Here is a 23644-nt window from a genome sequence, read left to right on the forward strand (position 1 = left end):
TTCTCACATAGTTTTCGCTAAACTGGTAATGAAACTTTGCCTGTGCAGTTGGTAGAGAGTTTAGTTGACGATGCTCCCACCACTAATCCCAACTCCCTCCTTAGAGGGTTGGACGTGTAGTTTACCGGTCGTTTACCATCTTCCGTCATTTACCTAAAACTTTACTGGGGTGCAATAAGATAACCGTTCTATTTAAGAACCCAACGAATTCAATCTCTCGGCCAACCGAAAGTCCAAGTCGGTCAGTCCTCCTGCGTCGTGGGTGTAGAGCTCAACTATTACCTTATTGTAGTACACACAGACGTCAGGATGATGATCCATCGAGTCGGCTATTGGCGCCACCTTTCTGATGAACTCGACGGATCCGTCAAAGTCGCTAAATGTGAACTCCTTCCTCAACTTGCCGTTAACAAGGGCCCAGCCAGGGAGGTTAGAGAGCCTAGCCCTTACTTCTTGGTCAGAGAGCTTTTCCATGCACACATAGCTGTCGGGATGGGTTTTTACTGTTTCTGAACTAGTCGAGTAGGTCCAGCTCCTCTAACCTACGCCTCACAAGGTTTATTGCGCACTCTAACTGAGTGTGGGTGAGGGACTGTTCCCGAACTAAATCCCCCAAGGTGATTAGGGTGCTCTTTATGTCCTGAGTGTAATCGTTATCACCATACCGCCGCAGTAATTTGTCTCCCAACTCCTCGAAATTCTCGGAACTCACACCTACAATGGACTGAAGGGCTTCCCTCAGGTTTTTCAGACCTTCATCTAGATCTCTCGCCTGCGCAGCCCTGAGTGCTCTGTCAAATAGTTCTAAAGTAGGGAACAGGGATCTGGCGTACTTAAGACGGCTTGCGTGATCAGCCATAGGTCCCAAATAACACTGCGCATTAAAATAGACTTATTCGTTAATGGTGCGTGAGCTGACCATGGGGAAAGGAATAACCTCCTTTATTGACATGTTGCCCGTGGCCAGCATGACTAACCTGTCTATCCCGACACCCAATCCCCCGGTAGGTGGCATACCGTAACTTAACGCCCTTATGAAGTCCTTGTCGTACGGATGTGCCTCCACATCCCCTCGTCGCATCATCTCTTGCTCGTCCTGAAATAGCTTGGCCTGTAGAACAGGGTCGTTGAGCTCTGAGTATGCGTTGGCCACCTCCACGCCGTCCACGAATAGCTCAAACCTCTCTACCAGCCCTGGCTTAGATCTGTGAGGCTTGCAGAGGGGTGTTGTTTCAATAGGGTAATCCAGCACGAAAGTCGGCTCGACCAACTTTGGAGTAACGAACTTATCGAAGAGCTTCTCTATCATTAGACCTCTCAAATACATTCCTCCTCTTGGTACAAGTCCGTTCTTATTGACAATCTCTTTCAACTGCTCATCGCTCAAGGACTCAACATTAACCCCTAATTGCTCCGAGAGAGCTTCATACATCGTCACTTTCCTGAAACTGGCGTCCAAATCTAACTGAGCCTTACTGACTGGTGCTGTTATAATGTGCTCCCCTGTTATTTTCTTTAGAACGGTCCTTATCATCTCCTCGGTAAGCCTCATTATGTCGTTATAGTCGGCGTACGCCCAATAGAGCTCCAATAGTGTGAACTCTGGATTGTGAGTGACGTCTATGTCTTCGTTTCTGAAGACCTTTCCTATCTCGAACACCTTGTCGAAGCCACCCACAACTAGCCTCTTCAGGTACAACTCTAGAGATATCCTAAGGTACCAGTCCTCGTTTAAGTAATTCACGTGAGACTTGAAGGGTCTTGCTAGAGCTCCTCCGTAAACGGGTTGGAGGATCGGGGTGTCAACTTCAATGAAGCCGGCGGCTTTAAGGAAATCCCTAATCTCAGCGATCAGCCTGAACCTCAGTTCCATAGCTTTTCTAGCTGATGCGTTGTATAGGAAGTCCACGTAACGGTGAGCATATCTGAACTCCACTCCCAGCGAGGACCAGTCTGGTGGATCCAATAGCGCCTTCGTCAGAAGTTTCAAGTCTCTAACTAGGAGAGTCAGCTCGTTCTTCATAGTGTAAAATAGGTCCCCTCTCACTCCCACTATGTCTCCCCTGTCTACGTATTTCAGCGTCCACTCGTACTTTTGACCGAGTTCATTGACCCTAAGGTAAAGCTGAATCCTCTCTCCATCATCGAATATGTCGATGAAACTCGCCTTACCGTGAACTCTGACGTTAGCTATCCTCCCAGCTGTGGATACGTCATTTACGAAGGGTTCTCTAGACTTCTCTGGAAACTTGGAGGCTAGTTCTCTTAGCTCTTTTATCGTATGAGTTAGCTGAAACTTTGGGGGATAAGGATCAACTCCTTGTGCCTTCAGCTCCTCGAGGATCTTCAGTCTTCTCTCATCCCAGTTCACTTTGACCTCCAAACACTCTGAAGGCTTAGCATTTTAAACGCTTCCAACGACGCAAGAAAATCGCTCGCATACCTTGCCTGGGTAGATGACGGCCATTATTTTGGGAACTATTTAACAAGAAATAGGGTGTCCTCGCCGCAGTTTGGCATTCCTCCTGGAGGTGGTTCCCACGGCCGGTTCTGGACTTCATCTTGGTTGGATGGGCGAGTGAGGAGATATCCCAAGCATAATGAGGACTCGTTTGCTGGCTCCATGATTGATGCTCCTCCTGACTTGACAGACAGTCAGGGACCCAGGAAGAAACGCTGACTCCGTTGAAAATGAATTTCTTGAACAAATGGATGGCCGTCCCCGCCTTTAAGGGAGAATCCTTCAGTCAGTCTTTTGTAACCTAGAACGTGACCTTCAATTAATTATAAAGTATAAATAAAATATTTTTATAATGTTATATACTTTCTATATAATCTCTTGATGGATCAATCTTTTAAAGAACTCATAAATTCGAAGATTAATGGATTTTTCTCATCTGATGTTCGAACAAGTAATGCCAATTAGGAAGTTTAGATAGCAAGTGATTTTGTATCGACTGTCGTGATGCTCCTGAGGACGTGATGATTCACCGAGTCTCTGTTCAGGTCTTGGCCTCGTTCTTAACAGTCATATGAAGGGCCGGCCCTCCTCACCCATAGGACTACCCCGAACAGCCTTATTCCCAACTCGCCTCAGGTCGTAAGACCAGTGAACGCCGACGTCCAGGTACGGTTGCTCCCTTCCGGGCCTGGCCGGTTCCCCCAGTAAGTGTGGTAACTTCCCTCCCTTCGGAGGGAGTTCCACAGCCGTCGAGCCCCACTGGGCGACCCTCATAGCTACGCTGGGGACTATTCGAGGCGAACCCCATAGGTGAGGAGTTACTGGTGCCCGCTTTACGCCAAGCGGGTTACAGGAGCTGGCGAGACCCCCCACCCTTCCCGACCCGACTCTTCATCAAAGAGCCGCTATATAAGTTAAGCTTTTTAGCAGAGCTGAAGCCCTCAATACTGAACTTGATGACCTATAATGGGCCCGTAGCTCAGCCAGGCGGAGCGCTGGGCTCCAGATATGCATTGGGTCTGTAGACCGAAAGGGATGATAGGTATCTGGAAAAGGAGAGACCCAGTGGTCGCGGGTTCAAATCCCGTCGGGCCCATTACAATTATAGATTCTCACTACTTCGATTTCTATACCTCACTGTCCTCTCAGAGAAACCATGATATCTTCTTTCTAGGCTATGGATAGGCTTTTCTCTATCTGGACAAAAATTATGGCATGGATTTCACCAGGGCACTCATATGGAACTTACGGGTAGGCGGAGAAAGGATATTCTCACTTCTTCCCCACTCTAGACCATTAGGTGGGTTAGTGGATAGAAAAAGGGATAGCCTCACTTACTCCTCACTCCAGCCACTTTAGAGACTAAATCCTCCGCTGAGCGGAAATTATACTCCCTATACATGGCGATCTTGCTGGCTGCCATGGAGCCCTCCGCGTGGATCATACCTCCTAGCATGTAACCTGTTATAGGTCCTCCGACCATTTCTCTGACTAGTCTCATGAGTTTAAACCTCTCCTCCCCGCTAAACTCCGCGTTCCCCTTCATATACTTCTCTATGTAGCTCCGAGTCTCTGGGTTCTCGAAATCCAAAGTACTTGGCAAGGTGGACACGAGCCCCCAGCTACATCTATGAGGTCCCTCACGACGTCGTGGAAGTGTGAATTGGAGTAAAGCTTCCCTACATTAGTATAGATAGGGTTAGGGATGGCCATGTCTCCCACCTTAACACAATCTACTGCAGCAGTCCTTGCTGCCATATACATCACCTCCCTGTACATCACTATGTCTACAATGTCGTCTCTCACATGGGGAGCGTCTTCAACACCATTATATCTGGCAGCCAACTTGGAGAGGCCAATGTACATGTCGGCCATGGCTGTTCTGTAGGATAGGGCGGTGAACCTATGATATAGAGCAAAGAGATTGGCAAGTGCTCCAGCTTCTCTGTGGTCCCTATATAGAAAAACCCTCTCCCAAGGAACAAAGACGTCATCCAGTATGGTTAGAGTCTCCAACTCGACGTGTCTAGAGGCGTTGGGAGCGTCATCCTTTGAGGGAAGACCTTCAATTTCCATTATAGGTCTAACTATCATTTTCAATCCATTACTGTTGGCTGGAACTGCGAAAGCGATGGAATAGTCGGCATCTTGCTCACTCATAGCTCTGCTGGGAATGAAGATGATCTCGTCAGCAACGGCGGCCTGAGTAGTATGGGCCTTAGCACCTCTCACAACAATCCCGTCGCTACTCTCCCCTACTACTCTGACGTAAAGATCTGGGTCAGACTGTTCGTGTGGTCTCTTAGATCTGTCGCCTTTAACGTCAGTTTGAGCTACAGCTAACGCTAAGTCCTTAGTCGCAACCTCATCTCTATACTTCTTCACCCTCTTCAGAAACTCCTCCTTTCCTTCCGTTAAAAGCTCCCTGCCTATTAATAGGAGAGCAAATATGGCATCGGAACCGATAGCCTGAATGATATTAAATACGCCTCCACCACTCCTCGTGGACTCTTGAATTATTCTCGATCTATACCAAAGGGTTTCCGAGTCTGTGGGAACTCTGAAGAACCCACTTATCTCTCCAAGTTCAGGATCACTATACCTGAAGGTAGGATCGGCTAGTTTCAATTCGTAAAGGTGAGCCGCATGAAGGGCAGGTACCTTGAGTGCATCATGTTCGACTATGTTATTGATTCTCTTCCCCTTATAGAACACATTTCGTCCATCGTTAAGACCATTCAGATAGTCTTCCGGCGTTCTCATAGGTTCACTAAGCGAGTATGTAACCTAGAAAGCAAAATAAGTTTCGACGAGGAAATGTTGAGCAGGGAGGGGGAAGGAAACTCCAGTCCTACCCTCTCCCCCATTTCATCCCGGCTACGCGGTCGAGAAACACCTCTCACAGGACCATAAAAAGTTTGATCTTCGTAAACTTGCTCTACTCATAGCCTTAGGTCGGTGTGTTTTATCTTATGCCTTGACTCATACTCTTAATTACTTCTAATTCAGTCACGAGCGCTCCTCTACAAGGAATTAACACACTCACCCTTAATTCCTTGAGGTCCGACGAAGGATATCAGACTTCCATCACCTCATTTAATCAAATTGAGGAAGTTTCTCCAACACTACGTCGTCTTCAATGCTCCTATCAATAACTTTACAAACCTTCGATCTCCACCCTCGTGATCAGTGCTGATCATCAAATAGCGATCAAAGACTTCAACGAGTCTTTCAGTGACTCAACAAACCTTCCTAAGCCCCATTTTCCTGGAAGAGATAATAGAAGGAAATCCGACTTCTTCCTCGCCCTGGAAGGGTCCCTTTAAGGTGATTCCCTTCGTCGGTACTGAGTTACATTTAGCATCTGGTGAGCAAATGAGCGGGTCGGAAGCACCACCCCCTTCTCATGTGGTGAGGATCCATAGGTGATCTGGATCCAGCAAGTTAGGAGATAAGTAAGCCGGTACCCCTTCTTAAATCCCACTGAGTCTTGTAGGAGTATGGGGAAGCACCTTCAGGATCGCCGAAAAATTCTCCATGAATCAGCCACTTAACTCCTTCCATAAGGGCTCTCCATCCCATTGAATCCTCGTCTTCGTAAGGCAAGGGACTTTCCTAAATCTTCAATAGGTTGTCTCTTGGGTGTTTCCACGAACTTGATAACTCCAGATCAATGGACCGTATGATGGACCGTACGTCTTAACTGGCCGCTCCTATTTTCTACCGTTCTTTTCTGTTGCTCCAGTTGCAATCCTTAAGGGGAATTTACCCACTATAACTTCCGGACTTGATTCTCCAGCTAAGTTATTTGCTCTTATTTGTGGAATTTGGTCTCCTCTGTTTCTCTATCTCTCTTCATCGGAATTCCTGCTCCCATATAACGCCTGCCTTAAAACTATGCCCCTGAAAATTTACGTCTGGAGACTCGGCCCAAGATCGAGGGTTAAAGATAAATAGTAGACCTATATGGTGAATGATGGGCCCGTAGCTCAGCTAGGTAGAGCGCTCGGCTCATATGGCGTACCTGAGATACCGAGCGGTCCGGGGTTCAAATCCCCGCGGGCCCATCGCTTGGCTATATGTGATTTAGTTGCCAGTTAAGGAGAGTCGTAAGTACATGGTGACGCTGAGCAGCATGAGCTTCTTGCTCCCTCAAGAGTTCCTCCTATAGGCTTGGGTTACATCCCACTTCCCAGAGTTGCATAATATCCGTACAAGTGTGCATGGATCAAGGTCGCCAGAAGGGATGGACAGTCAAGCGTTAGATTTGGAGAATATCCATCAGTGAGAACGGAGGTAGTTAGTACTTTAAGCCCGTACTGACTTCCTCCCCGCCCTGGAAGGGACGAGGGTTCCCTCCCAGAGGGCTCATCGTTCCCACCATTGATTCGGGTTTACATGTCTCGTTTGGTGGGCAGTCGAGTGGATCAGAGATCCACTCCCATCTGAAGAGGAGGGGACTTTCACCCATTACGTCTAGTCCCTTAAAGGAAATTGAAGCCACTGCTTGCTCCTCCCTCAGTTTCGTCAAGCACTCGATCGAGCTGGGGAGGAGCGTCGTTAGTACCACTAAGAGAAATTTCACAAAGAAGTATAAATATGAGGGGGCTATCCGTCCCCGCCGTGAAGGGCGAGGCTTTACGCCCCCTCAACTCCCGACTTTGTAACGCGTATCCGCTTCGTAACAGCTTTAAAGTACACCTAAATTAAAAGAAAAAGACACTTATTAGTGGTAACACGTAAGAGCTTCCATGCCTATAGACATAAAGATAGTTTACTGCAAACCTTGCGGGTTCCTTCCTAGGGCACTAGGGCTAGCGGAAGAACTCCTCAAATATTTAAGTGATATAAACGTCACCTTAACTCCTGGGAGTAACGGGATCTTCGACGTTTATGTTAACGGTGAACTTCGATTCTCCAGATATCAGAGCCGGAGATTTCCTGAGCCCAACGAGATAATAGAGATGGTGCAGAGAGCATCACCGCAGCCCTAATAAAGAGCTTCCGGAAGAGCTTTAAGAGTACGAGAGAGGTTTGTAAGGTAGCTTTTTATTTCAGTAAGTAAAACACTTCTCTCATGCCGAAGGTGTTGTTCCTCGTAATGTCAGGAGACGAGAAGGCACAATTGGCCATAAGGATGGCATACAATAGTTTGAAGAACAAGAGGTTTGAGGACCTGAAAGTCCTCTTCTTCGGACCTAGCCAGATGTATATAACTAAGTTAGAGGGAGAGCCGAGGCAGATGTTGATGGAGCTCATACAGAACCACGCCGTCGACTCCGCATGTGTAGGGGTCGCCACGAACATGGGCATAAAGGAGAAGCTGGAATCTATGGGAGTTCGACTCGAACCGGCTGGGGAGAGAGTATCCCACTACGTTAACCAAGGTTACGAAGTGATTACCTTCTGAATCTTACTCGACTCCTTTTCTCCCCTTTAGATCTTTAACCATGATAAATGCGTGCTTACCCCTCCCATAATAGCCCACCTTCAAACCCACCACATAGTACCCCAAGCTCCTGTAGAGTCCTAGGGCGATCTCGTTACTGACTCCAACTTCCAAAAAGGAGTAAGTACAACCTAACCTACCAAACCTCCTATGTAGTTCCCCAAGAAGGGACTTACCTAGACCGGCTCCCCTGAACTCCGGCTCCACGGCAAGAGAGATAACATGTCCCCTCCACCTACCTTGCATTACTCCCACGGCATAACCCACAACCTTTCCGTCTCGCGCTACCACGAACAGGTTACCAGATATGAAGAGATAGGCTTTGAGAAGGGCTAAAGGGTAGGGATCCTCGAAGCTCCTTCTTTCAACCTCATAGACCTCCTCTAAGTCCGAAAGGGAGGCATTGTCTATAATTACCAATTCGTGGAGTAGTGTCGGGAAACGGTATATGAGAATTTTGGAGTTAGATGAAAAGCGAGGAATAATGAAGTTAGTCGCTGAGACTGAGGATGATCTGTGGGTTCTCTATTTGAGCTTGGAGAAGGGAGACGAAGTCATCGCGGCTACTACCAGAGACGTGAGCATAGGAGGAGAGAGTAGGAGAGTCCCCATGGTAATCTCAATCAGAGTAGAGAAGGCCGAATTCCAACAATACACCAACAGACTTCGCATCCACGGTGTAATACTTGACGCACCAGAACGTTTTGGAGTGAAGGGCCAATACCACACCATTAACTTGGATCTGAATAGGGAAGTGGTGATAATAAAGGAAAAATGGCCTAAGTACATCATAGAGAGGATCAAGAGGCAGGCAGAGAGAGCAAGGAGGGTCCTATTGTTGCTAACGGACTATGACGAATACCTGATAGCCGTTCCAATGCTTCAAGGTCTCAAGATCCTTGTGGAGGCGGAGATGCGTCCACCTAACAAAGAACAGTCTCAGGTGGAGGAAAATTTAGAGATGGTAGTGAGAGACGCTACGTCGTTCGCTTCCACGTACTCTTCTGAAGTAATAGTGGTGGCCGGACCTGGAAACTTCAAAGATCTCGTGGCACAGAGGCTAAGAGGCAAGTACTCAGTTTATGTGGAACACGTTCACAGTGCCACCAGAAACGGCCTTAGCGAACTCCTCAGGAGGGACGTGATGAAGCTCGTCATGAGAGACTATGAGATAAGCGAAGGAGTGAAAGTCTTCGAGAGAGTGAAAGATCTGATTGGAAGAGGTTCTGGCCTAGTAACGTACGGGAAGTCTCAAGTAATGGAAGCTGCCACACTAGGCGCCGTGAGTGAATTGCTAGTTGTGGAAGACCTGCTAGCAACCGAGGACGTCGAGGGGAGGAAGTCAGCTGAGAAGATCATGGAAGAGGTCGAGAGTAAGGGAGGGAAAATATGGATAGTCCCCAAAGATTCTCCAATTTACCACCAGGTAAGAAACCTAACTGGTGTGGTTGCCACCTTGAGGTTCCAGCTAAACTGACGTCTATTGGAGATGGGAAGTATATTTTAACCCCACCAGTTCACTTCACTCTCAGCAGTAGAGTTGAGACAGTTACTGGGAAACAAGGAAATCGCCCTCCACTATGGGGAGCTTCCACTCGGTTGTAAGCTATGCAGAGAGGGGGCGAAATTGGTAGTGTTCGTGACGGGGCAGTGTTCAGACAGCTGTTACTATTGCCCAGTGAGCGAGGAGAGGTTCGGAAAGGATAGACAGTTCGCTAATGAAAAGGAGGCCACAAGTCTTGAAGACTACGTTATGGAGGCCTACAGGATGAACGCTTTAGGAGCGGGAATAACTGGAGGAGATCCCTTACTTTCTCTAAATAGAACCATATTACTCATAGAGAAATTGAAAGAGGAGTTTGGCTCAGGATTTCACGTGCACCTTTACACGAGCGGGAGGTACGCCACTCGGGACGCGCTGCTGGAGCTCAAGAGAGCGGGACTTGATGAAATAAGGTTCCATCCCACTAGGGAAGAGTTTCTAGACGCAGTGGAGAGGGCAGTAACAGTGGGACTAGAAGTGGGGCTTGAGGTGCCTGCGTTACCGGGTGATGGGGAAAAGATAGTAAAATTGGCAAAGTGGGCCGAAGAGAAGGGGGTCAAATTCATCAATATAAATGAACTCGAACTTAACGAGAGAAATAGTGGACCTCTGAACTCAAGGGGACTAAGGATATCACACGGGTTAGCAGGAGCCTCAGGGAGCTACGAGACTGCACTGTTTATCCTCCAAAAGTTGAGGGACTCTAAACTAAATGTGCACTACTGCAGCTCAGTCTACAAGGACGTGGTGGAGACGCGGACTAGGTTCATTAGAATCGGAAGGAAGGATAGGAAACCTTACGAAGAGGTGAATGGCGAAGGGTTACTAGTGAAGCTCTTCATAAGGACAACAGATGAGAATAGTTCGTTGGAAGAACTAGGCGAGAAAACGGAGGAAGGGTACTACGTGTCACAAAAGTTCCTTGAAGACATAAGGAAGGAGTTAGGAACTCGCGCCGAGATTTGGCTCATAGAAGAGATGCCCGACGCTAAGAGACTCAAGGTGAGCGAGAGGAAAGTGTGAACCTCAACGGGAAGCTTGAAGTTCCCTAAGCTTAGCTCTTATCCAGTCCCTGACCTCCTCCCCGTCGTACTCCCCCTCCAGTTCCTGCAGCCTGTCCGAAAGTTGCCTGGCCCTATCGGCCAGATTCAGTGGGCGATTGCCCTGCAACTTAGCGGTCCCTTCATTGCCTCCCTCTGGGAAGTACCAATCCTTAAACCAAGTGAAACCAGCCTGAAGCATCGAGAAACCTAGAGGAGTGATGAGCGGGTGGACACCCCTGTAAAGCATTCGTAGAGTCGCTGGATCTCTCACATACGTCACGAATAACCGTCCACCTGGAGGTAAAAAGTCGTGTACTAAAGAGAAGAACTGGACCTCTACGCCGACTTCGCGAACCCACGGATAATAATCGATCTCCAGCCATGGGAGATACTCTGCTCTTCCCTGGAACCAAACTACGTTCCCCACTAACTTACCATCAAGCAGAACCTGAAAACTCAGCCGCCTATTCATTCCAGTGGGAGTAATAGGAGTAGAGGTCAGATTCATGGCCCCTATCTTCCCGCTAAGCATCCAAGGCCCTCCTGAAGAACTTACTTCTCTTGCTTAATTTAGCTATGGCCTCCTCGAAGGTCTCGTCCCCTAGTTCATACTTAAGGAAAACGCCAGTGTGACCAGTTAACCTCCTCCTAAGCAACAGTCGTTCCCTAGACAGGACAGTTGAAATTGAAGTTCCTGTTAACTTACTCACGTACTCCTCGTTTCCCTCGACGGGGATCTCCTCATGGCCTTCTCGATTGGGCACTATCATCACAAGCCTCTTATTGACTCCTGGCTTTCTCACATTCTTCTTTAGATCCTCGTAGTCCACCGTCCCCCGAAGGCAAAGAACTCGTATTCCTTTGAGGAAAGCTCGGAGAGGGGAAAGGATATGACTTCGAGTTCAGCCGAGTCCAATGAAATATATGCTTTTGGAGTTGACGAGGGTGTGGCCTGCACGATGAATTTATGGTGTCCAGTTAACCGATCTAGCCAGAGTATGTTGGGTCTCAAAACAGCTATGTCGATGTCGCTGTGTTGGTCGACGTCTCCTCTAGCTACCGAACCATAGACTACTGGTTCAAGCTGTTTTATGCCCTTCTCCTCAATTATCTCTATTGCTCGCTCCCTCTTTGACCTCAAAAGGGCCCAGTGGGAGGGAGAGTACTTCATCATTGTTTAAAGAACCTCACGAGATTTAACCGTATGGTACCTTTTTTGGAGGAAGCGCTCGCATTCGTAAGTGCGTGGGGCCTCCTCTACGCGATCTGGAGGGCGCGCAGACTGTCCCTAGAGCGTAAGGGACTACAGATCTATCCATTCCTGATTATATGGAAGAAGGCGTCTAGAGATCAATGGTTTCCCGGCTTCTCACGAGGTAAAGGTTACAGGGCTTTCGAGACCATATCAATCGGCCTCGCAGTCCTTTCGATGACGTTGGGTATCTACCTCATTCTGTACACGTTGTTCGAACTATCAGTCCTCAGACCTCAGGCACAGGTAGTCAAGCTCGAACCCATTATACCTGGGGTAACAGTTAGCCTCAATCAAGTTCCTTACCTGTTAGTGGCATTAGTTCTCTCGATCTCTCTTCATGAACTTATGCATGCGCTTTCATCCACATCCCAAGGAATTAAGGTGAAAAATGGTGGATTGATCCTGCTGGCCATCTTCCCTGGGGCGTTCGTGGAACCCGATCAAGACGACTTTTCATCCAAACCGCTGGCCTCAAAACTTAAGGTGATATCGGCAGGGATAGCAATCAACTTGGTTCTTGCAGCAATCTCACTTGCCCTACTATCTATGGCAGTTTCGATGTTCTCACACGGGGTCCTAATAGTAAGAGTTGTAGGAGGCTCCCCTGCCCAATACGCAGGACTTAAGTCGGGAGATGTTATCGTGAAGGTGAACGGGACTGCGATTAACTCACCCACCCAATTAGGAAAGTTGACGTCTAGCGGATTGCCCCTAATCCTCACAGTGATAGAAAATGGGCACATTAGCTCTATCGCTGTTACGCCGGAGAACGGAAAAATAGGAGTTTACATCACGGACTACTTCGCTCCTTCGATAGCCGGCCCCATAGTCGACTTGTTGGATTGGCTGTTCATAGTGAACTTCAGTTTGACGATGTTCAACGGTGCACCTCTGATAATTACGGACGGGGGGAAGTTGTTGACCGAGCTCCTCAGACCTATTGGAGGAGAGAATGTGGCCTACGTGGTACAGACAATGCTTCTCCTCGCTTTCATCCTGGCGATAGGACTCTCTATCTAGGTCTCCGTGTGTTAAGAGAACCCTCAAAGGGTAATTTAACCTAGTGGAGTAAAGGGAACCGAAGTTCCCTTCCTGAGGGGTGGATATCCCCTTACAACATACAATTTTTGTGCATAAAATTATAATTATAATATAGATCCCTGTTGTAAGAGCTATGTCTTACTCTCTCGACCGGGGTTAGCTTCAATGGGGGGCGAACTCTGCAATCTTCCTACGGAGAATCACGGAAAGGCTCGAAGAACCTGTGGCCACTGGTAAAGGGGGATCGGGTAGCTCTGGGAAGCAGGGGTAATCGAGAGATACCCCGGCCAGTTAGGCTGGGTAGTTCACCGAATACCACAACACTACATAACTTCATAACTTCCTGTGTGCTTCATATTCGGCGGAAAGAACGTCTTACTCAGCTAATGGGCCCGCTGGGACTTGAACCCAGGACCTCTGCCTTGTAAGGGCAGCGTCCTCACCAGGCTAGACGACGGGCCCATTTAGTCAATTGCAGAAAGACGACTTGAGATTGAGTATTAAAAACTTCTGCGACCTTTTGAGACTTTGACATCTCACCGCCTTGGAATTGTTCCCTCCAAAGCAGTCCTCAACCTTGGGTTCGGGTTTATATCCAGCGTGGAGCGGGCAATCTGATGGTTCAGAGTACCATCCTCTCTAGTGATGATACATAAGCGATCTGAATCTGGTGAGTGGGAATATTAGCTCACCAGTGCCCTGCTTTTACTCCCATCAACTCGTCAGCTAGGCTGTAGAGTTAATAGTTCAGTGAGAGCGAATTTAATAGAATCAGATTCAACTTTACAAGGAGCTGTGGTTGCCTTGAAGGACGAGCTTTTCTTTTTCTAAGATTAAGAGACAACCCCTTTCGGAATGGATCCTTGTTTAGTGTCTTGCTAAGGGAATCCAACCTATTACCACAACCGAGGACTTCCATGAATATATGGGTTCCCTGAGATAGCCGGGCTGGGATTCGAACCCAGGTCCCAGGGGCCAAAACCCTGGATCCTTGACCGCTAGACTACCCGGCTATCGAGTCTGAATTACTTTTCCACATCTTAAAGATTGACGCTCGTTTATCCAGAAGTGAATCGGAAGAGGTCTAACGTCTACTAAAGACCAGTTTGATGGTCAAATATATAGAAATCATTCTGAATAACCCTACCCGCCCAGCACTACATAATCGATAGTAATCTTTAGTGAGAGACTTAAACTCCGTCATTCCAGAGTCCACAGACTTATCTCCTCAGATTAATACATATTCGACGTTAAACGTGAAAATCTTTAGGTGCGGGGGATGGGACTTGAACCCACGCAGGCCTACGCCATCGGGGCCTAAGCCCGACCCCTTTGACCATGCTCGGGCACCCCCGCACACTGGGAGTCATTTCTCCTTTCCGCTTTTAGCTCTTACTCCACTGAATAGGGAGAGCAGTGTTGAAAAGGCCCAAACCACGAGGCGGATAACCTTAATCTAACTTAGGCCCATAAACCTCAACGGTAAACCGATTGTTCATGGATGTTGATTTCACTTTCTAGGGAACTTTTGATTATAGTGTGGCTTAGTCTCCTTTAGAGCTACGCGGCTTCACTTTGTGCTCGACCGTTCAACTTCTCCTAGGATAATGAAGAGGCGGGACCGCTGTAGTAGAGCTCCACCTTCAAACAAGTAGCGAACTAATCTTAATCGGTGGATCGGAAATCGTGAGGAGGCCAGCTAGTCTCTCGCTGACCACCTAGAATGAACTCTCCTTTCTGACACCCTTCACTCGGGTATTACGATTAAGGGATAAAGACCTTTAGCTGGCTTACTCCCCGCCCTGGAAGAATCATCCTCCAAGGGGCTCATCGTTTCCACCTTCGGTTCTGGATTACATCTATCGAGGGGGCAGTCGGGTGGCTTAGAGGATCCCCCACTTGAATAGAGGGGGGACTTTCGTCGCTGAGCTCTAATCCCTGTGGGAAGAGAGATGAAAGAGAGATGCTAGTTGTTCCTCCCTCAGTCCTATTGAGCACTCGGTCGAGCTGTGGAGGGGCGTCGTTGGTATCGCGGAGAAAACGTCTGAAAAACCATTCTATAAGGGAGCTGTCCCCCTCCCTTATAGAAGGGGACTTTCGCCCCTCAACCCCCATAAAGTTAAATATAGTCAGGAGGCGTCCAGTCGGTATGACATTTCGCTGTATTTAGAAGTCCTTTTATTGGGGATCAGTAAGATAGTTACATGTGGCTGATACTGTCCAAGAAGTCGCCATAGAGGAAATGGTTTCGCTTTTCTCTGCATTAGCTGACACTACTAGACTAGGAATCGTCTTGTTCCTTTACAAGAACGGAAGTGCGACCGTGCAAGATATATCAAAGTCCCTCTCAAAGTCCCAGTCTCTAATATCTCATCACTTAGCCTGTCTTAAGAACTGTGGAGTAGTATCTTACAGGAGGGAGGGGCGCTTTATATACTATTCCCTGAACGGGGTCGGAATAAGGGAAATAGTGAACATCGCCCTTAAGCATGTGGCAGACTACGGAAGATCCATACTGGCATGTGAAGTTATAAAAGGAGAAGAACCGACGTGATTTCAAAGGAATTAGTATAATGACCTCCCCCTCTTTGGACACTTTACGATCAAGGCCTTCCCTTAGATGGCCTGAGTACTTCCTTAGGAGCTGCCTCGAAATGTTCCAGATATCTTCTGAGGACTCTTGGAATTTCCACTGTTCCATCTTCCTTCTGATAGTTTTCCAGTATAGCCGTTATTGTTCTCGTGGTGGCCAGGGCTGTGCTATTCAAAGTATGAACAAATCCCTTTTCCCCCGTCTTCTCCACATACCTTATCTTCAGTCTGTAGGCCTGCCAGTCGAGACAATTGCTGCAACTCACCATCTCCCTGAACTTTGCCTGCGCGGGCATCCAAACTTCTAAGTCGTACTTCTTAGCTGCACATGCACCGAGATCTCCGGACGCTATGTTAATTACTCTGTAGGGCAGGCCGAGTTCGCTAAACATTTCCTCTGAGTTAGAGATTAACTCTTCGTGAATCTGCCAACTCTGACTAGGGTCGGAGAAGACGAACTGTTCCACTTTGTGGAATTGATGTACTCTGAAAATCCCCTTCAGGTCCTTGTTTGCTGCTCCGGCCTCCCTTCTGAAGGCTGGGCTGACCCCTACTAGCCTAATCGGAAGGGAGGATCTCTCTATGTTCTCGTTGGAGTAGAGAGCAGCCACGGGATGTTCGGCCGTAGATATAAGGTATAGGTCCTCAGCCTCGACCTTATATATGGCGTCCTTGAACGTGTCGAAGTCTATTATGGCTTTTACTACGGGACCCCTGAGCATGTAGGGAGGTAGGACCAGACTGAATCCTTTCCTAGTCATGAAATCCACTGCGTAGGCTATCAACGCCATATCTAACCAGACTAGGTCGTCGAAAAGGTAATAGAACCTCGAGCCGGCCACTTCCCCAGCCTTATTCGTATTGCCGAGCTTCAGCACGTTTTCCAACATATCAGCGTGAGGACGGGGCCTCCATTGAAGAACCTCATAGTCCACTTCAGCACCGTTTAACTGTGCCTTGAATGCCTCCATGTCCTCCTTGAAGACCTTGAACCTCCCGTGAAATCTTACGGGAATGCTGGCACTCTCGTCTCCAACAGGGACAGACTCATGAACTATATTTGGTAGGACCATTAATGCCAGCTCCCTCTCCCTCTCAATCTCCTCTAGTTCTTTCTCCTTTTGCTGTAACTCCTGCAGGAGGCGCTTCGCCTCTTCAATCTTCGTCTGTCGGAGTTCTCTTGGAGAAGAGGCCACCTCCCGCGTGATTTTGTTGTGCTCATGCCTAAGCCTGTCCACTTCCTTTAACATAGACCTCCACCTTTGATCAAGCTCGGCTGCCTTGGTCGCTAAAGACTCGTCCATTAGGCGCTTCCTCATTTCACTCTTGAGTCTATTCACATCACTCCGCAGCAGTTCTAGAACGCTCCATGACATGAGGTGAGCTACGACCTACAGGTAAAAACGTTACGCCCTCTGCTCCTCTATCGGCATGCCGTAAGTCTGGACCCACATCTCCACTATGTCGTAACCATACATTTTCTTGAACTTCTCTCTGCCTTGGGCACTCATTTTCATGGGATTCCACTGTGTTTCCATGTCCACATCCACTTTGACATCAGGAGCCGGAACACTTTCCCTTATAACAGCGTCAACGGTATAGACTAAGTCGTCGATGACAGGGCATCCCGGGGCCGTCAGACCAATCTTTATGTAGACCTTCCCATCGTCTTCTATCTTCAGATCGTAAATTAGACCCAGGTTCACAATGTCAACTGGGATCTCCGGATCGTAGACCTGAGTCAACGCGTCCATTATCTTGGCCTTCCACTCTTCCTTGTTCACCTGTGCATTTGAATGTGACATAGTAGATAACCAAATGGATTCTCTCTTCGGCCTAATTTCAATGTTTGCTCGATCTGTCGGCTGTCAGCTCGCCGTACCCACGGTAGAAGCAGCTCCTATTCATGGTGTGACAAGCCGGTCCCTTGGGCTCCACCTTAAATAAAACTGCGTCAGCGTCGCAGTCCACCTTGAAGTCTACCAATAACTGGTAATTTCCACTGGTCTCGCCTTTCAACCAAAGGGAGTGCCTGCTCAAGGACCAGAAGTGAAGCAAGCCCGTAGTGAGTGTCTTGAAGAGGGCCTCTCTATTCACACTGGCGACCATCAGAACTTCCAGACTGTGGTTATCTTGAACTACAGCAACTACAGTTCCTTCCTCATGTCGGTAGTTAAGAGATTCGACGATCCTGGCGGCCTCTTCCTTTGAGAGCCTCAACGTTTCAACCACCTCATTAAGTTGTCAAGAAAGAGAGAGCCACTGGCTCCGCTCTTCTCAGGATGGAACTGAGTGCCAACCAAACTATCCTTCTCTACTACAGCTGGGAACTTCACACCATACACAGAGAAACCCCTCACATAATCATTATCGACGTCGTACGCTGCGTAACTGTGAACAAAGTAGAAGTATTTGCCCTCCAACCCCTCAATTAGGATAGAGGGCTTAGTCTCAATTAATCTGTCCCAACCTATGTGAGGCAACTTGGGAGAGTTAACAAGCTTGTCCACAACGCCCTTTAGCCAGCCTAGCCCCTCACTCCTGCCGCCCTCGCTCCCCGACTGGAACATTACCTGCATTCCCAGACATACCCCGAAAAACCTCGAACCACTCTCCTTGAGTTCGTTGAGTTGATCTCTCCTCGAGTTCAGGAACTTGGAGACTGCGGAGAACGCACCTACACCGGGAAACACGAGGAGATCGTAAGAGTTCGTTAGCTCTGTGCCAATGTCCACCTCGAGGCCCTTCCTTCTGAGCGCTGAAGATATGCTGAACAAATTTCCCACACCGTAGTTCACCACTAGGGCCCTCACCTCATCCGCCTCCTTATCTCTGCATAGACTTCCTCTGGACTAATATCGTTCATTGCCATAAGGACTAACATGTGGTAGAGGAGATCTGCTATCTCACTGACTGTCCTTTCCTTTCCCTCAGAGAGCGACGCCACAACCACTTCTACGGACTCCTCGCCCACTTTTCTAGCCACGTAGCCCTTACCTTTCCTCCACAGTTCTACAGTGTAGCTACCCTCTGGCTTCTCCCTGATTCTTTGGAGGATCGTGGAGTACAGTTGGTCTAGAACCTCACTCATACCTAGCACCTATGCTCCTTCCGTGCCACATGAAGCCTTCGTAGTTTGCGATGTCAACGGCTGCAGACCAAAGGTCCTTCTCAATGCCTTTAGCTCTCACGACAGCTCGTTGCTTTAAAAAGTCGTAAATGGAGAGACCTCCTCTAAAGCGTGCCCACCCAGAAGTTGGTAACACATGACTTGGACCTGCGCAGTAATCCACTAGGGCGGGTGGTGTGTCGCCTAGAGTTACGATGCCGGCGTTCCTAACTTCAGAGACGTAAGCCTCTGCGTCTTTCACATGAAGCGATAAGTGTTCTGGAGAAAGTGACCTTGACAGATCAATAGCCTCAGCAAGGCTGCTTACCTTAACTAAGTGATAGCCATTCTCGGGGAGCCACTAGATTGGATCGCTCTCTCAACCTCTTTTAGAACTGCCTCGGAGGTGCTCAGAAGAACTAGAACTGTATTAGGCCCGTGCTCAGCTTGTGCAAGTAGGTCATGTGCCACTAGTCTGGAATCAGCACTCTCGTCAGCAACTATCACCAACTCCGTGGGCCCCTCTATTCCATCTATTCCCACCCATTGACTCACCAATAGCTTAGCTGCCTGAACAAATAACCCCCCAGGGCCGACAATTTTGTCTACCTTGGCCACACTCTCTGTCCCAAAGGCCATTGCTGCTATGGCCTGCGGGCCTCCTAGTCTGTAGATTTCCCTCACCCCCATTTTCTTGGAAATATAGGCGACAGCAGGATCTAGACCGGAAACGGATGGGGCGGAGGCGACGTAAAGCTCATCCACTCCCGCCACAATAGCAGGGACACCTGTCATGAGCAGGGTTGAAGGGTAAGAATTCCTGCCTTTGGGTACGTAAATCCCGACCCTGCGAATGGGCTCCCACACTAGATCGATCACTAGATTAGATTGACTTATTCCTTGGTTAGGAGGCTTAGTTTGAGAGTGGAAATCGTAAAGGTGCTTGAATATAACGTCTATGTCGGTTGCTATTCTATGTGGTAGCTTAGCTGAGGCTTCGTCAATTTCCTCCTTCGTTGCCTTTACCGTGCTTAACTTCACGCCGTCAAGCCTCTCCGTTAGCTTAATGAGAGCATTGTCGCCGCCTTGGCGTACTTCATTAACTATGGCCCTAACCTTCTCTACGTAATCGCCGATGTCGCTTCTTCTGTCAGGTAAGGTATGATATATCAAGGCCTGACCTCAACTCCATATGACAAGAGGAAGCGTTTTACAGCAGACACCGTGGTCACTCCATCGTGAAACATGCCCGCAGCTAATGCAGCGTCAGCTCCTCCTTCTGTTAAGACTTGGAGAATGTGTTCAGGTTTCCCTGCGCCTCCACTGGCGATTACTGGAACGTTAACTGAGGAAGTCACGGCACGCGTTAACTCCACATCATACCCTTCCCTAGTACCGTCTCTATCTATGCTAGTCAAAAGGATCTCCCCGGCTCCCAACTGAACCACCTTGGTCCCCCACCATACTACGTCCAACTCTGTGGCCACGGAGCCGGACTTCACGTGCACCTTCCAGCCGCTGGAGCTCCTTTTGGCGTCTATCGCGACTACTACAGCCTGTGAGCCGAACTCTCGCGCTATCTGGGTGACTAAATTTGGGTTCTCTACTGCGGCGGTGTTTAGACTCACTTTGTCAGCCCCAGCGGAAAAGAGGGAACTGGCATCCTGAACGGACCTGACACCTCCCCCTACGGTTAATGGGATGGAAACGACGCTGGCCGCTGACTTAACGGACTCTAGGAGGGTCCCTCGCCCTTCCACAGTCGCCGTAACGTCTAGGAATACTAACTCATCTGCTCCTTCCTCCTCGTAGCGTGAGGCGAGCTCCGCTGGATCCCCCTCATCCCTTAGGTTCAGGAATTTTACCCCCTTAACCACTCTCCCCCACTTCACGTCCAAGCATGGTATTATGCGTTTGGTCGTCATAGCATCCCCTTCGTACTGAAAACTCCCTCTTCGGTTTTCCTAGTTGCCTGGTAAAGAGCCATCCCCACTGCTTTGAAGCCCGCCTCTATTATGTGGTGGACGTTGCTTCCGTCCAGCTGCCTTAGATGCAAGGTGACTTCGGCCCGTCTTGCTAAGGTTTTCATGAAATGTTCTACGTTTTCTGTCGACATTCCCCCTATATTCTCTCGCGACAAGTCTAATTTCACGAAACCTTCTCCCCTACCTGAGATGTCCACCGCAGCCAAAACCAAAGCGTCATCCATGGGTACCACAACGCTGGCGAAGCGAGCTATACTTGCTCTGTCTCCCAACAGTTCCCTCAAAGCATCTCCCAATACGATAGCGCAGTCCTCGACCACGTGGTGGTCGTCGTAACCTAGTTTATCGGTAGCTGACAGAGTGGCACTGGTCCTCATGTAGAACAGTAGGGTGTAAAGCATGTGATTTAGAAAGGGGACAGGTGTTTTCACTTCAATTGGGCCTGGAGAATCTATATCTATCGACAACTCCACCACCGTCTCTCTCGTCTCTCTCCTCCTGCTCAGCGATCTAGACGTCTACTACACCCCTCAACTTCCTGTCATGAAAGGCCATTCCTAATAAGACCGCATCAAATCCAGCACTCTTGATCTTAAGTAAGTGTTCCATCGTGGAGACCCCGCCCGCATATTCCTTAAGCCCACGGAGGCCTTTAGCTACGATTAAGGCGCCCTCGTCCACCCCGCCCTCGGTTCCCTCAGTTCCGACGTGAGTCAGCACAGTTCCCTTCACATCCATTTTGCCTACCTTGGATATGGCCTGATCGAGCGAGATGCTGGATACTGTCCACCCCCGCGTTAATATTCGCCCGTTAGCGTAGTCCAATGAAACTAAGACCTTATCTTTTCCAATTTCCCTCGTTATATAATCAAACTTCTCAGGATCCGTGAAGGGCAAAGTTGAAAACACTATAGCACTCGCACCTGACTTCAAGTAAAGGTTAGCTCTATCTAAGCTTCTCACACCTCCACCAACTTGGATCCACTTGAAGGGGAGTTTGAGAACTTTGAGTAGAGTGGCACTGTTGTCTCCTGTTCCAGCTGCGGCATCTAAGTCGACTAAGTGCAGTGAATCGTAACCTTCTTCTAGGACCTCTCGTGCTACCTTCATCGGATCGCCTACAACTAATCCCGTCCCAGGAATCCCCCTCACTCTCTTAACAACCAATCTACTGCTGACGTCAAGTGCAGGAATTACTTTCACCTTATCACCTTCTCTATGTCTACTATGAGTATGTCTTTGGCTCCCTTTCCTCTCAGAGTAGCCACCACTTCAGGTAAATCCCTCTCATCAACCACAGTTATCACCTCCCAAACATCTCCACGACTCAACCTAGTTATGGCTGGAGCAAGCATGGCTGGTAAGGAGGCTAAAACTTTGTCCAGATCGTCGTTAGGCACGTTCATGAGGATGAGCTTCTTCCCGCGTGCGGTTATTGTGCCCTTTATCATTGTTAGCACCATGTTGACCTTGTCTGCTTCGTCGCTCTTCATCCAATTCTTGTTACCTATCACTACCGCATAAGTCTCCATTACGTCGTCAACTGGATTTAGCCCATGCAGCCTCAACGTGGTCCCAGTATTGGTAACATCTATTATTCCGTCGGCGGCGTTAAGGGAAGGCATGACCTCTGCAGCTCCACTAATTTTCACTAGTTTGGCTTTAATCCCCTTCCGCTTCAGATAGTCCGTAGCTATGTTCACGTACTTGGTGGCTATCCTTATCTCTCTGTCAATTTTAGTAGGATCCTCGATGTTCCAACTGATCGGGAGGGCAAGGACCAGCTTGGCCCTACCGAAATCGAGCCTGACTAGTTCCTCCACCTCGGCTCCAGACTCTACTACATAGTCTAGACCGGTCATTCCGAGTTCCGCGGCCCCAGCCTCCACGATGTTTGGAATGTCTTCGGTGCGAACCATGACTAATTGGACTCCGTCCCAGCTAGTGGGTAAGATAAGTGCTCGGTCGTCAGACGCGAGCGGCCTTATACCTACAGCATAGAGGAGATCCAGGACTGGCCTCTGCAGTCTACCCTTATTTGGAACGGCTATCTTCAAGGATACCACCTAGGGAAGTCACGAGAATGCGGTTCTCTGCCTCGGTTCCCACAGTTATTCTGTAAAGGTCCTTTCCATATTTCCTTATGGCAATTCCCTTCGACAGTAAAGGTGTGAGTATGTCTGTTTCCGATCTCACTAGGAGGAAGTTGGTCACGGACTGATAGACCTTCAAACCGAGGCTCAGTAGCTCCCTCCTTAAACGCTCCCTGTTCCTAGAGACCTCATCGGCCACTCGAAGGGCGTAAGACGGGGACTCTAGAGCGGCTATCCCCGCTACTAAACCAGGCAAAGCCACGTCAAATGGAGTAGAGACTTTCATCAAAGCGTCCACGATCTCCCTGTCGGCTATCAGATAACCAACTCTGAAGGCGGCCATTGAGAAAGCTTTGCTCATAGTTCTTAGTGCTATTACGTTAGGGAAGTCCTGCACCATTTTGGCCACAGTGTACTTCGAGAACTCGTAGTAGGCTTCATCTATGAGCACAAGGCCCTTTGCTCTGGAGGACAGTTCCTCAATCAGTTCTCTCTTGGCTTCCAGCATTGGAGAGCCAGTTGGATTGTTCGGATCGTCAATTGCCACTAGATCAGACTGAGCGGCCAAGGTGTATAGGGAAGGTAGATCCTCCTTCCAACTATCGCCTTCTTCCCTTAGGTTCACCTTAAGTAGCCGCATTCCGGTTGCTGCCGAATAAACCTCGTACATACTATAGGAGGGCGAGTTTATAGTTACAGTGCTCCCTGCTGCAAGGAAATTGTAGAAGAGCTGTCTGATGCCACCATCCCCCCCTGGAGAGGGATAGATGTTGGAGGGCTCCACTCCGTTATATTCCGCGGCCAACCTCCTGAAGCGTTCTGTTAAGTCCGGAGTGGGATACCTATTTCCCCTATCCAGCCAACTACTTACTGCGTCCAACACGAACTTGGGGGGAGGATATGGAGATTCGTTGAGATGTAATCTTAATGCGTCCTTAAAGTCGGTGAAGTTGTAGGGCTTCGCGCCCCTCAAATAGGGTTTAATCAGATTCCTAACGTCCTTCTTCGATGCAATAAGCCTACCCTCGGCGGTGAGACAGACGAAAAGATAAATAACGTTTTTGCTCCCGAGG

The 23644-nt window shown here is 48.7% G+C and carries 24 protein-coding genes, 5 tRNA genes, 1 other RNA gene and 2 pseudogenes; 8 read left to right on the plus strand and 24 right to left on the minus strand.

The annotated features are described in order from the left end of the window. Positions 1–192: 192 nt before the first annotated feature. The 4 genes from HS1genome_RS11570 to ffs all read right to left on the minus strand — a co-directional run bounded on the left by HS1genome_RS11570 (position 193) and on the right by ffs (position 3346). The gene (locus HS1genome_RS11570) at positions 193–474 is read right to left on the minus strand and encodes a 4a-hydroxytetrahydrobiopterin dehydratase (RefSeq protein WP_126451187.1); all 282 of its coding nucleotides are present in this window, start codon (positions 472–474) and stop codon (positions 193–195) included. Between the two features lie 40 nt (positions 475–514). Beyond that, positions 515–859 (minus strand): hypothetical protein, encoded by a 345-nt coding sequence (locus HS1genome_RS11575; RefSeq protein WP_126451188.1) that lies wholly within the window; start codon positions 857–859, stop codon positions 515–517. 33 nt (positions 860–892) lie between these two features. After that, a complete protein-coding gene (gene lysS / locus HS1genome_RS11580; protein ID WP_126451432.1) occupies positions 893–2371 on the minus strand; it encodes a lysine--tRNA ligase in 1479 nt (492 codons plus the stop codon). A gap of 666 nt (positions 2372–3037) precedes the next feature. Beyond that, positions 3038–3346, minus strand: an RNA gene (ffs, locus tag HS1genome_RS11585) — signal recognition particle sRNA. Positions 3347–3429: 83 nt separating this feature from the next. On the opposite strand from ffs, the gene HS1genome_RS11590 reads away from it, so the two are divergent. Then, positions 3430–3557: transfer RNA gene (locus HS1genome_RS11590), tRNA-Trp, on the plus strand. A 234-nt stretch (positions 3558–3791) separates the two neighbouring features. Here HS1genome_RS11590 and HS1genome_RS11595 read toward each other — a convergent pair. Further along, positions 3792–5224 (minus strand): annotated as a pseudogene (locus HS1genome_RS11595) (4-hydroxyphenylacetate 3-hydroxylase N-terminal domain-containing protein). A gap of 1215 nt (positions 5225–6439) precedes the next feature. On the opposite strand from HS1genome_RS11595, the gene HS1genome_RS11600 reads away from it, so the two are divergent. Then, positions 6440–6528, plus strand: a tRNA-Ile gene (locus tag HS1genome_RS11600). A gap of 233 nt (positions 6529–6761) precedes the next feature. Here HS1genome_RS11600 and HS1genome_RS12925 read toward each other — a convergent pair. Further along, entirely contained in the window at positions 6762–7031 is a 270-nt protein-coding gene (locus HS1genome_RS12925) for a hypothetical protein (protein WP_126451189.1), read from the minus strand. Between the two features lie 181 nt (positions 7032–7212). Between HS1genome_RS12925 and HS1genome_RS11610 the strand changes: the two genes are divergently transcribed. Continuing rightward, on the plus strand, positions 7213–7455 hold the full coding sequence (locus HS1genome_RS11610) for an Rdx family protein (RefSeq protein WP_126451190.1): 243 nt from the start codon (positions 7213–7215) through the stop codon (positions 7453–7455). 83 nt (positions 7456–7538) lie between these two features. Beyond that, a complete protein-coding gene (locus HS1genome_RS11615; RefSeq protein WP_126451191.1) occupies positions 7539–7871 on the plus strand; it encodes a DsrE family protein in 333 nt (110 codons plus the stop codon). 3 nt (positions 7872–7874) lie between these two features. Here HS1genome_RS11615 and rimI read toward each other — a convergent pair whose 3' ends face one another. After that, the gene (gene rimI / locus HS1genome_RS11620; protein WP_126451192.1) at positions 7875–8330 is read right to left on the minus strand and encodes a ribosomal protein S18-alanine N-acetyltransferase; all 456 of its coding nucleotides are present in this window, start codon (positions 8328–8330) and stop codon (positions 7875–7877) included. A 28-nt stretch (positions 8331–8358) separates the two neighbouring features. Between rimI and HS1genome_RS11625 the strand changes: the two genes are divergently transcribed. Next, positions 8359–9387 (plus strand): mRNA surveillance protein pelota, encoded by a 1029-nt coding sequence (locus HS1genome_RS11625; RefSeq protein WP_126451193.1) that lies wholly within the window; start codon positions 8359–8361, stop codon positions 9385–9387. Between the two features lie 63 nt (positions 9388–9450). Then, positions 9451–10476, plus strand: coding sequence for a radical SAM protein (locus tag HS1genome_RS11630; RefSeq protein WP_170166196.1), 1026 nt, complete (start codon positions 9451–9453; stop codon positions 10474–10476). A gap of 3 nt (positions 10477–10479) precedes the next feature. Here HS1genome_RS11630 and HS1genome_RS11635 read toward each other — a convergent pair whose 3' ends face one another. Both HS1genome_RS11635 and HS1genome_RS11640 read right to left on the minus strand, forming a co-directional pair. Continuing rightward, positions 10480–11028 (minus strand): DUF1122 family protein, encoded by a 549-nt coding sequence (locus HS1genome_RS11635; RefSeq protein ID WP_126451195.1) that lies wholly within the window; start codon positions 11026–11028, stop codon positions 10480–10482. Further along, a pseudogene (locus HS1genome_RS11640) lies at positions 11021–11670 on the minus strand (nucleotidyltransferase domain-containing protein). Before HS1genome_RS11640 ends, HS1genome_RS11635 begins: the two are co-directional and overlap by 8 nt. A gap of 30 nt (positions 11671–11700) precedes the next feature. Between HS1genome_RS11640 and HS1genome_RS11645 the strand changes: the two are divergent. Further along, on the plus strand, positions 11701–12771 hold the full coding sequence (locus HS1genome_RS11645) for a site-2 protease family protein (protein ID WP_126451196.1): 1071 nt from the start codon (positions 11701–11703) through the stop codon (positions 12769–12771). A 408-nt stretch (positions 12772–13179) separates the two neighbouring features. Here the strand turns inward: HS1genome_RS11645 and HS1genome_RS11650 are convergent. The 3 genes from HS1genome_RS11650 to HS1genome_RS11660 all read right to left on the minus strand — a co-directional run bounded on the left by HS1genome_RS11650 (position 13180) and on the right by HS1genome_RS11660 (position 14148). After that, a tRNA-Val gene (locus HS1genome_RS11650) sits at positions 13180–13254 on the minus strand. Between the two features lie 478 nt (positions 13255–13732). Then, positions 13733–13805: transfer RNA gene (locus HS1genome_RS11655), tRNA-Gln, on the minus strand. Positions 13806–14063: 258 nt separating this feature from the next. After that, positions 14064–14148, minus strand: a tRNA-Leu gene (locus HS1genome_RS11660). 886 nt (positions 14149–15034) lie between these two features. Between HS1genome_RS11660 and HS1genome_RS11665 the strand changes: the two genes are divergently transcribed. Next, positions 15035–15346, plus strand: coding sequence for an ArsR/SmtB family transcription factor (locus tag HS1genome_RS11665; RefSeq protein WP_126451433.1), 312 nt, complete (start codon positions 15035–15037; stop codon positions 15344–15346). 49 nt (positions 15347–15395) lie between these two features. Here HS1genome_RS11665 and serS read toward each other — a convergent pair whose 3' ends face one another. From serS to hisC, 12 genes are read right to left on the minus strand one after another with little or no spacing between them, the layout of a single operon-like run. Beyond that, positions 15396–16760 carry a serine--tRNA ligase gene (serS, locus tag HS1genome_RS11670; protein WP_126451197.1) on the minus strand — a complete coding sequence of 455 codons (1365 nt, stop codon included), beginning with the start codon at positions 16758–16760 and terminating at the stop codon, positions 15396–15398. Between the two features lie 30 nt (positions 16761–16790). Next, positions 16791–17189, minus strand: a complete 399-nt coding sequence (locus tag HS1genome_RS11675) for a metal-sulfur cluster assembly factor (protein WP_126451198.1) — start codon at positions 17187–17189, stop codon at positions 16791–16793. 37 nt (positions 17190–17226) lie between these two features. Then, positions 17227–17604 (minus strand): phosphoribosyl-AMP cyclohydrolase, encoded by a 378-nt coding sequence (hisI, locus tag HS1genome_RS11680; protein ID WP_197721494.1) that lies wholly within the window; start codon positions 17602–17604, stop codon positions 17227–17229. After that, positions 17601–18197, minus strand: a complete 597-nt coding sequence (gene hisH, locus HS1genome_RS11685; RefSeq protein WP_126451200.1) for an imidazole glycerol phosphate synthase subunit HisH — start codon at positions 18195–18197, stop codon at positions 17601–17603. The genes hisI and hisH overlap by 4 nt, the downstream gene beginning before the upstream one ends. Next, positions 18194–18475 (minus strand): phosphoribosyl-ATP diphosphatase, encoded by a 282-nt coding sequence (gene hisE, locus HS1genome_RS11690; RefSeq protein ID WP_126451201.1) that lies wholly within the window; start codon positions 18473–18475, stop codon positions 18194–18196. Before hisE ends, hisH begins: the two co-directional genes overlap by 4 nt. Then, positions 18468–18800, minus strand: a complete 333-nt coding sequence (locus HS1genome_RS13255; protein WP_338067376.1) for a histidinol dehydrogenase — start codon at positions 18798–18800, stop codon at positions 18468–18470. The genes hisE and HS1genome_RS13255 overlap by 8 nt, the downstream gene beginning before the upstream one ends. A 26-nt stretch (positions 18801–18826) precedes the next feature. Continuing rightward, positions 18827–19666 (minus strand): histidinol dehydrogenase, encoded by an 840-nt coding sequence (gene hisD, locus HS1genome_RS11695; RefSeq protein WP_338067362.1) that lies wholly within the window; start codon positions 19664–19666, stop codon positions 18827–18829. Beyond that, entirely contained in the window at positions 19663–20418 is a 756-nt protein-coding gene (gene hisF, locus HS1genome_RS11700; RefSeq protein WP_126451202.1) for an imidazole glycerol phosphate synthase subunit HisF, read from the minus strand. The genes hisD and hisF overlap by 4 nt, the downstream gene beginning before the upstream one ends. Next, positions 20415–20984 (minus strand): imidazoleglycerol-phosphate dehydratase HisB, encoded by a 570-nt coding sequence (gene hisB / locus HS1genome_RS11705; RefSeq protein ID WP_126451203.1) that lies wholly within the window; start codon positions 20982–20984, stop codon positions 20415–20417. The genes hisF and hisB overlap by 4 nt, the downstream gene beginning before the upstream one ends. A 4-nt stretch (positions 20985–20988) precedes the next feature. Continuing rightward, complete coding sequence (gene hisA, locus HS1genome_RS11710; protein ID WP_126451204.1) at positions 20989–21681, minus strand: 1-(5-phosphoribosyl)-5-((5-phosphoribosylamino)methylideneamino)imidazole-4-carboxamide isomerase; 693 nt, start codon at positions 21679–21681, stop codon at positions 20989–20991. Beyond that, the gene (hisG, locus tag HS1genome_RS11715; protein WP_126451205.1) at positions 21678–22535 is read right to left on the minus strand and encodes an ATP phosphoribosyltransferase; all 858 of its coding nucleotides are present in this window, start codon (positions 22533–22535) and stop codon (positions 21678–21680) included. The genes hisA and hisG overlap by 4 nt, the downstream gene beginning before the upstream one ends. Then, positions 22513–23625, minus strand: a complete 1113-nt coding sequence (gene hisC / locus HS1genome_RS11720) for a histidinol-phosphate transaminase (RefSeq protein ID WP_229768266.1) — start codon at positions 23623–23625, stop codon at positions 22513–22515. Before hisC ends, hisG begins: the two co-directional genes overlap by 23 nt. Positions 23626–23644: the final 19 nt, after the last annotated feature.

The organism is Sulfodiicoccus acidiphilus (assembly GCF_003967175.1).
Classification (GTDB): domain Archaea; phylum Thermoproteota; class Thermoprotei_A; order Sulfolobales; family Sulfolobaceae; genus Sulfodiicoccus; species Sulfodiicoccus acidiphilus.

Coding starts and splice junctions, on each gene's coding strand:
- HS1genome_RS11570 (WP_126451187.1), bottom strand. CDS start 474: ATGGAAAAGCTCTCTGACCAAGAAGTAAGGGCTAGGCTCTCTAACCTC.
- HS1genome_RS11575 (WP_126451188.1), bottom strand. CDS start 859: ATGGCTGATCACGCAAGCCGTCTTAAGTACGCCAGATCCCTGTTCCCT.
- HS1genome_RS11610 (WP_126451190.1), top strand. CDS start 7,213: ATGCCTATAGACATAAAGATAGTTTACTGCAAACCTTGCGGGTTCCTT.
- HS1genome_RS11615 (WP_126451191.1), top strand. CDS start 7,539: ATGCCGAAGGTGTTGTTCCTCGTAATGTCAGGAGACGAGAAGGCACAA.
- HS1genome_RS11625 (WP_126451193.1), top strand. CDS start 8,359: ATGAGAATTTTGGAGTTAGATGAAAAGCGAGGAATAATGAAGTTAGTC.
- HS1genome_RS11635 (WP_126451195.1), bottom strand. CDS start 11,028: ATGCTTAGCGGGAAGATAGGGGCCATGAATCTGACCTCTACTCCTATT.
- HS1genome_RS11645 (WP_126451196.1), top strand. CDS start 11,701: ATGGTACCTTTTTTGGAGGAAGCGCTCGCATTCGTAAGTGCGTGGGGC.
- HS1genome_RS11665 (WP_126451433.1), top strand. CDS start 15,035: ATGGTTTCGCTTTTCTCTGCATTAGCTGACACTACTAGACTAGGAATC.
- serS (WP_126451197.1), bottom strand. CDS start 16,760: ATGTCATGGAGCGTTCTAGAACTGCTGCGGAGTGATGTGAATAGACTC.
- HS1genome_RS11675 (WP_126451198.1), bottom strand. CDS start 17,189: ATGTCACATTCAAATGCACAGGTGAACAAGGAAGAGTGGAAGGCCAAG.
- hisE (WP_126451201.1), bottom strand. CDS start 18,475: ATGAGTGAGGTTCTAGACCAACTGTACTCCACGATCCTCCAAAGAATC.
- hisF (WP_126451202.1), bottom strand. CDS start 20,418: ATGACGACCAAACGCATAATACCATGCTTGGACGTGAAGTGGGGGAGA.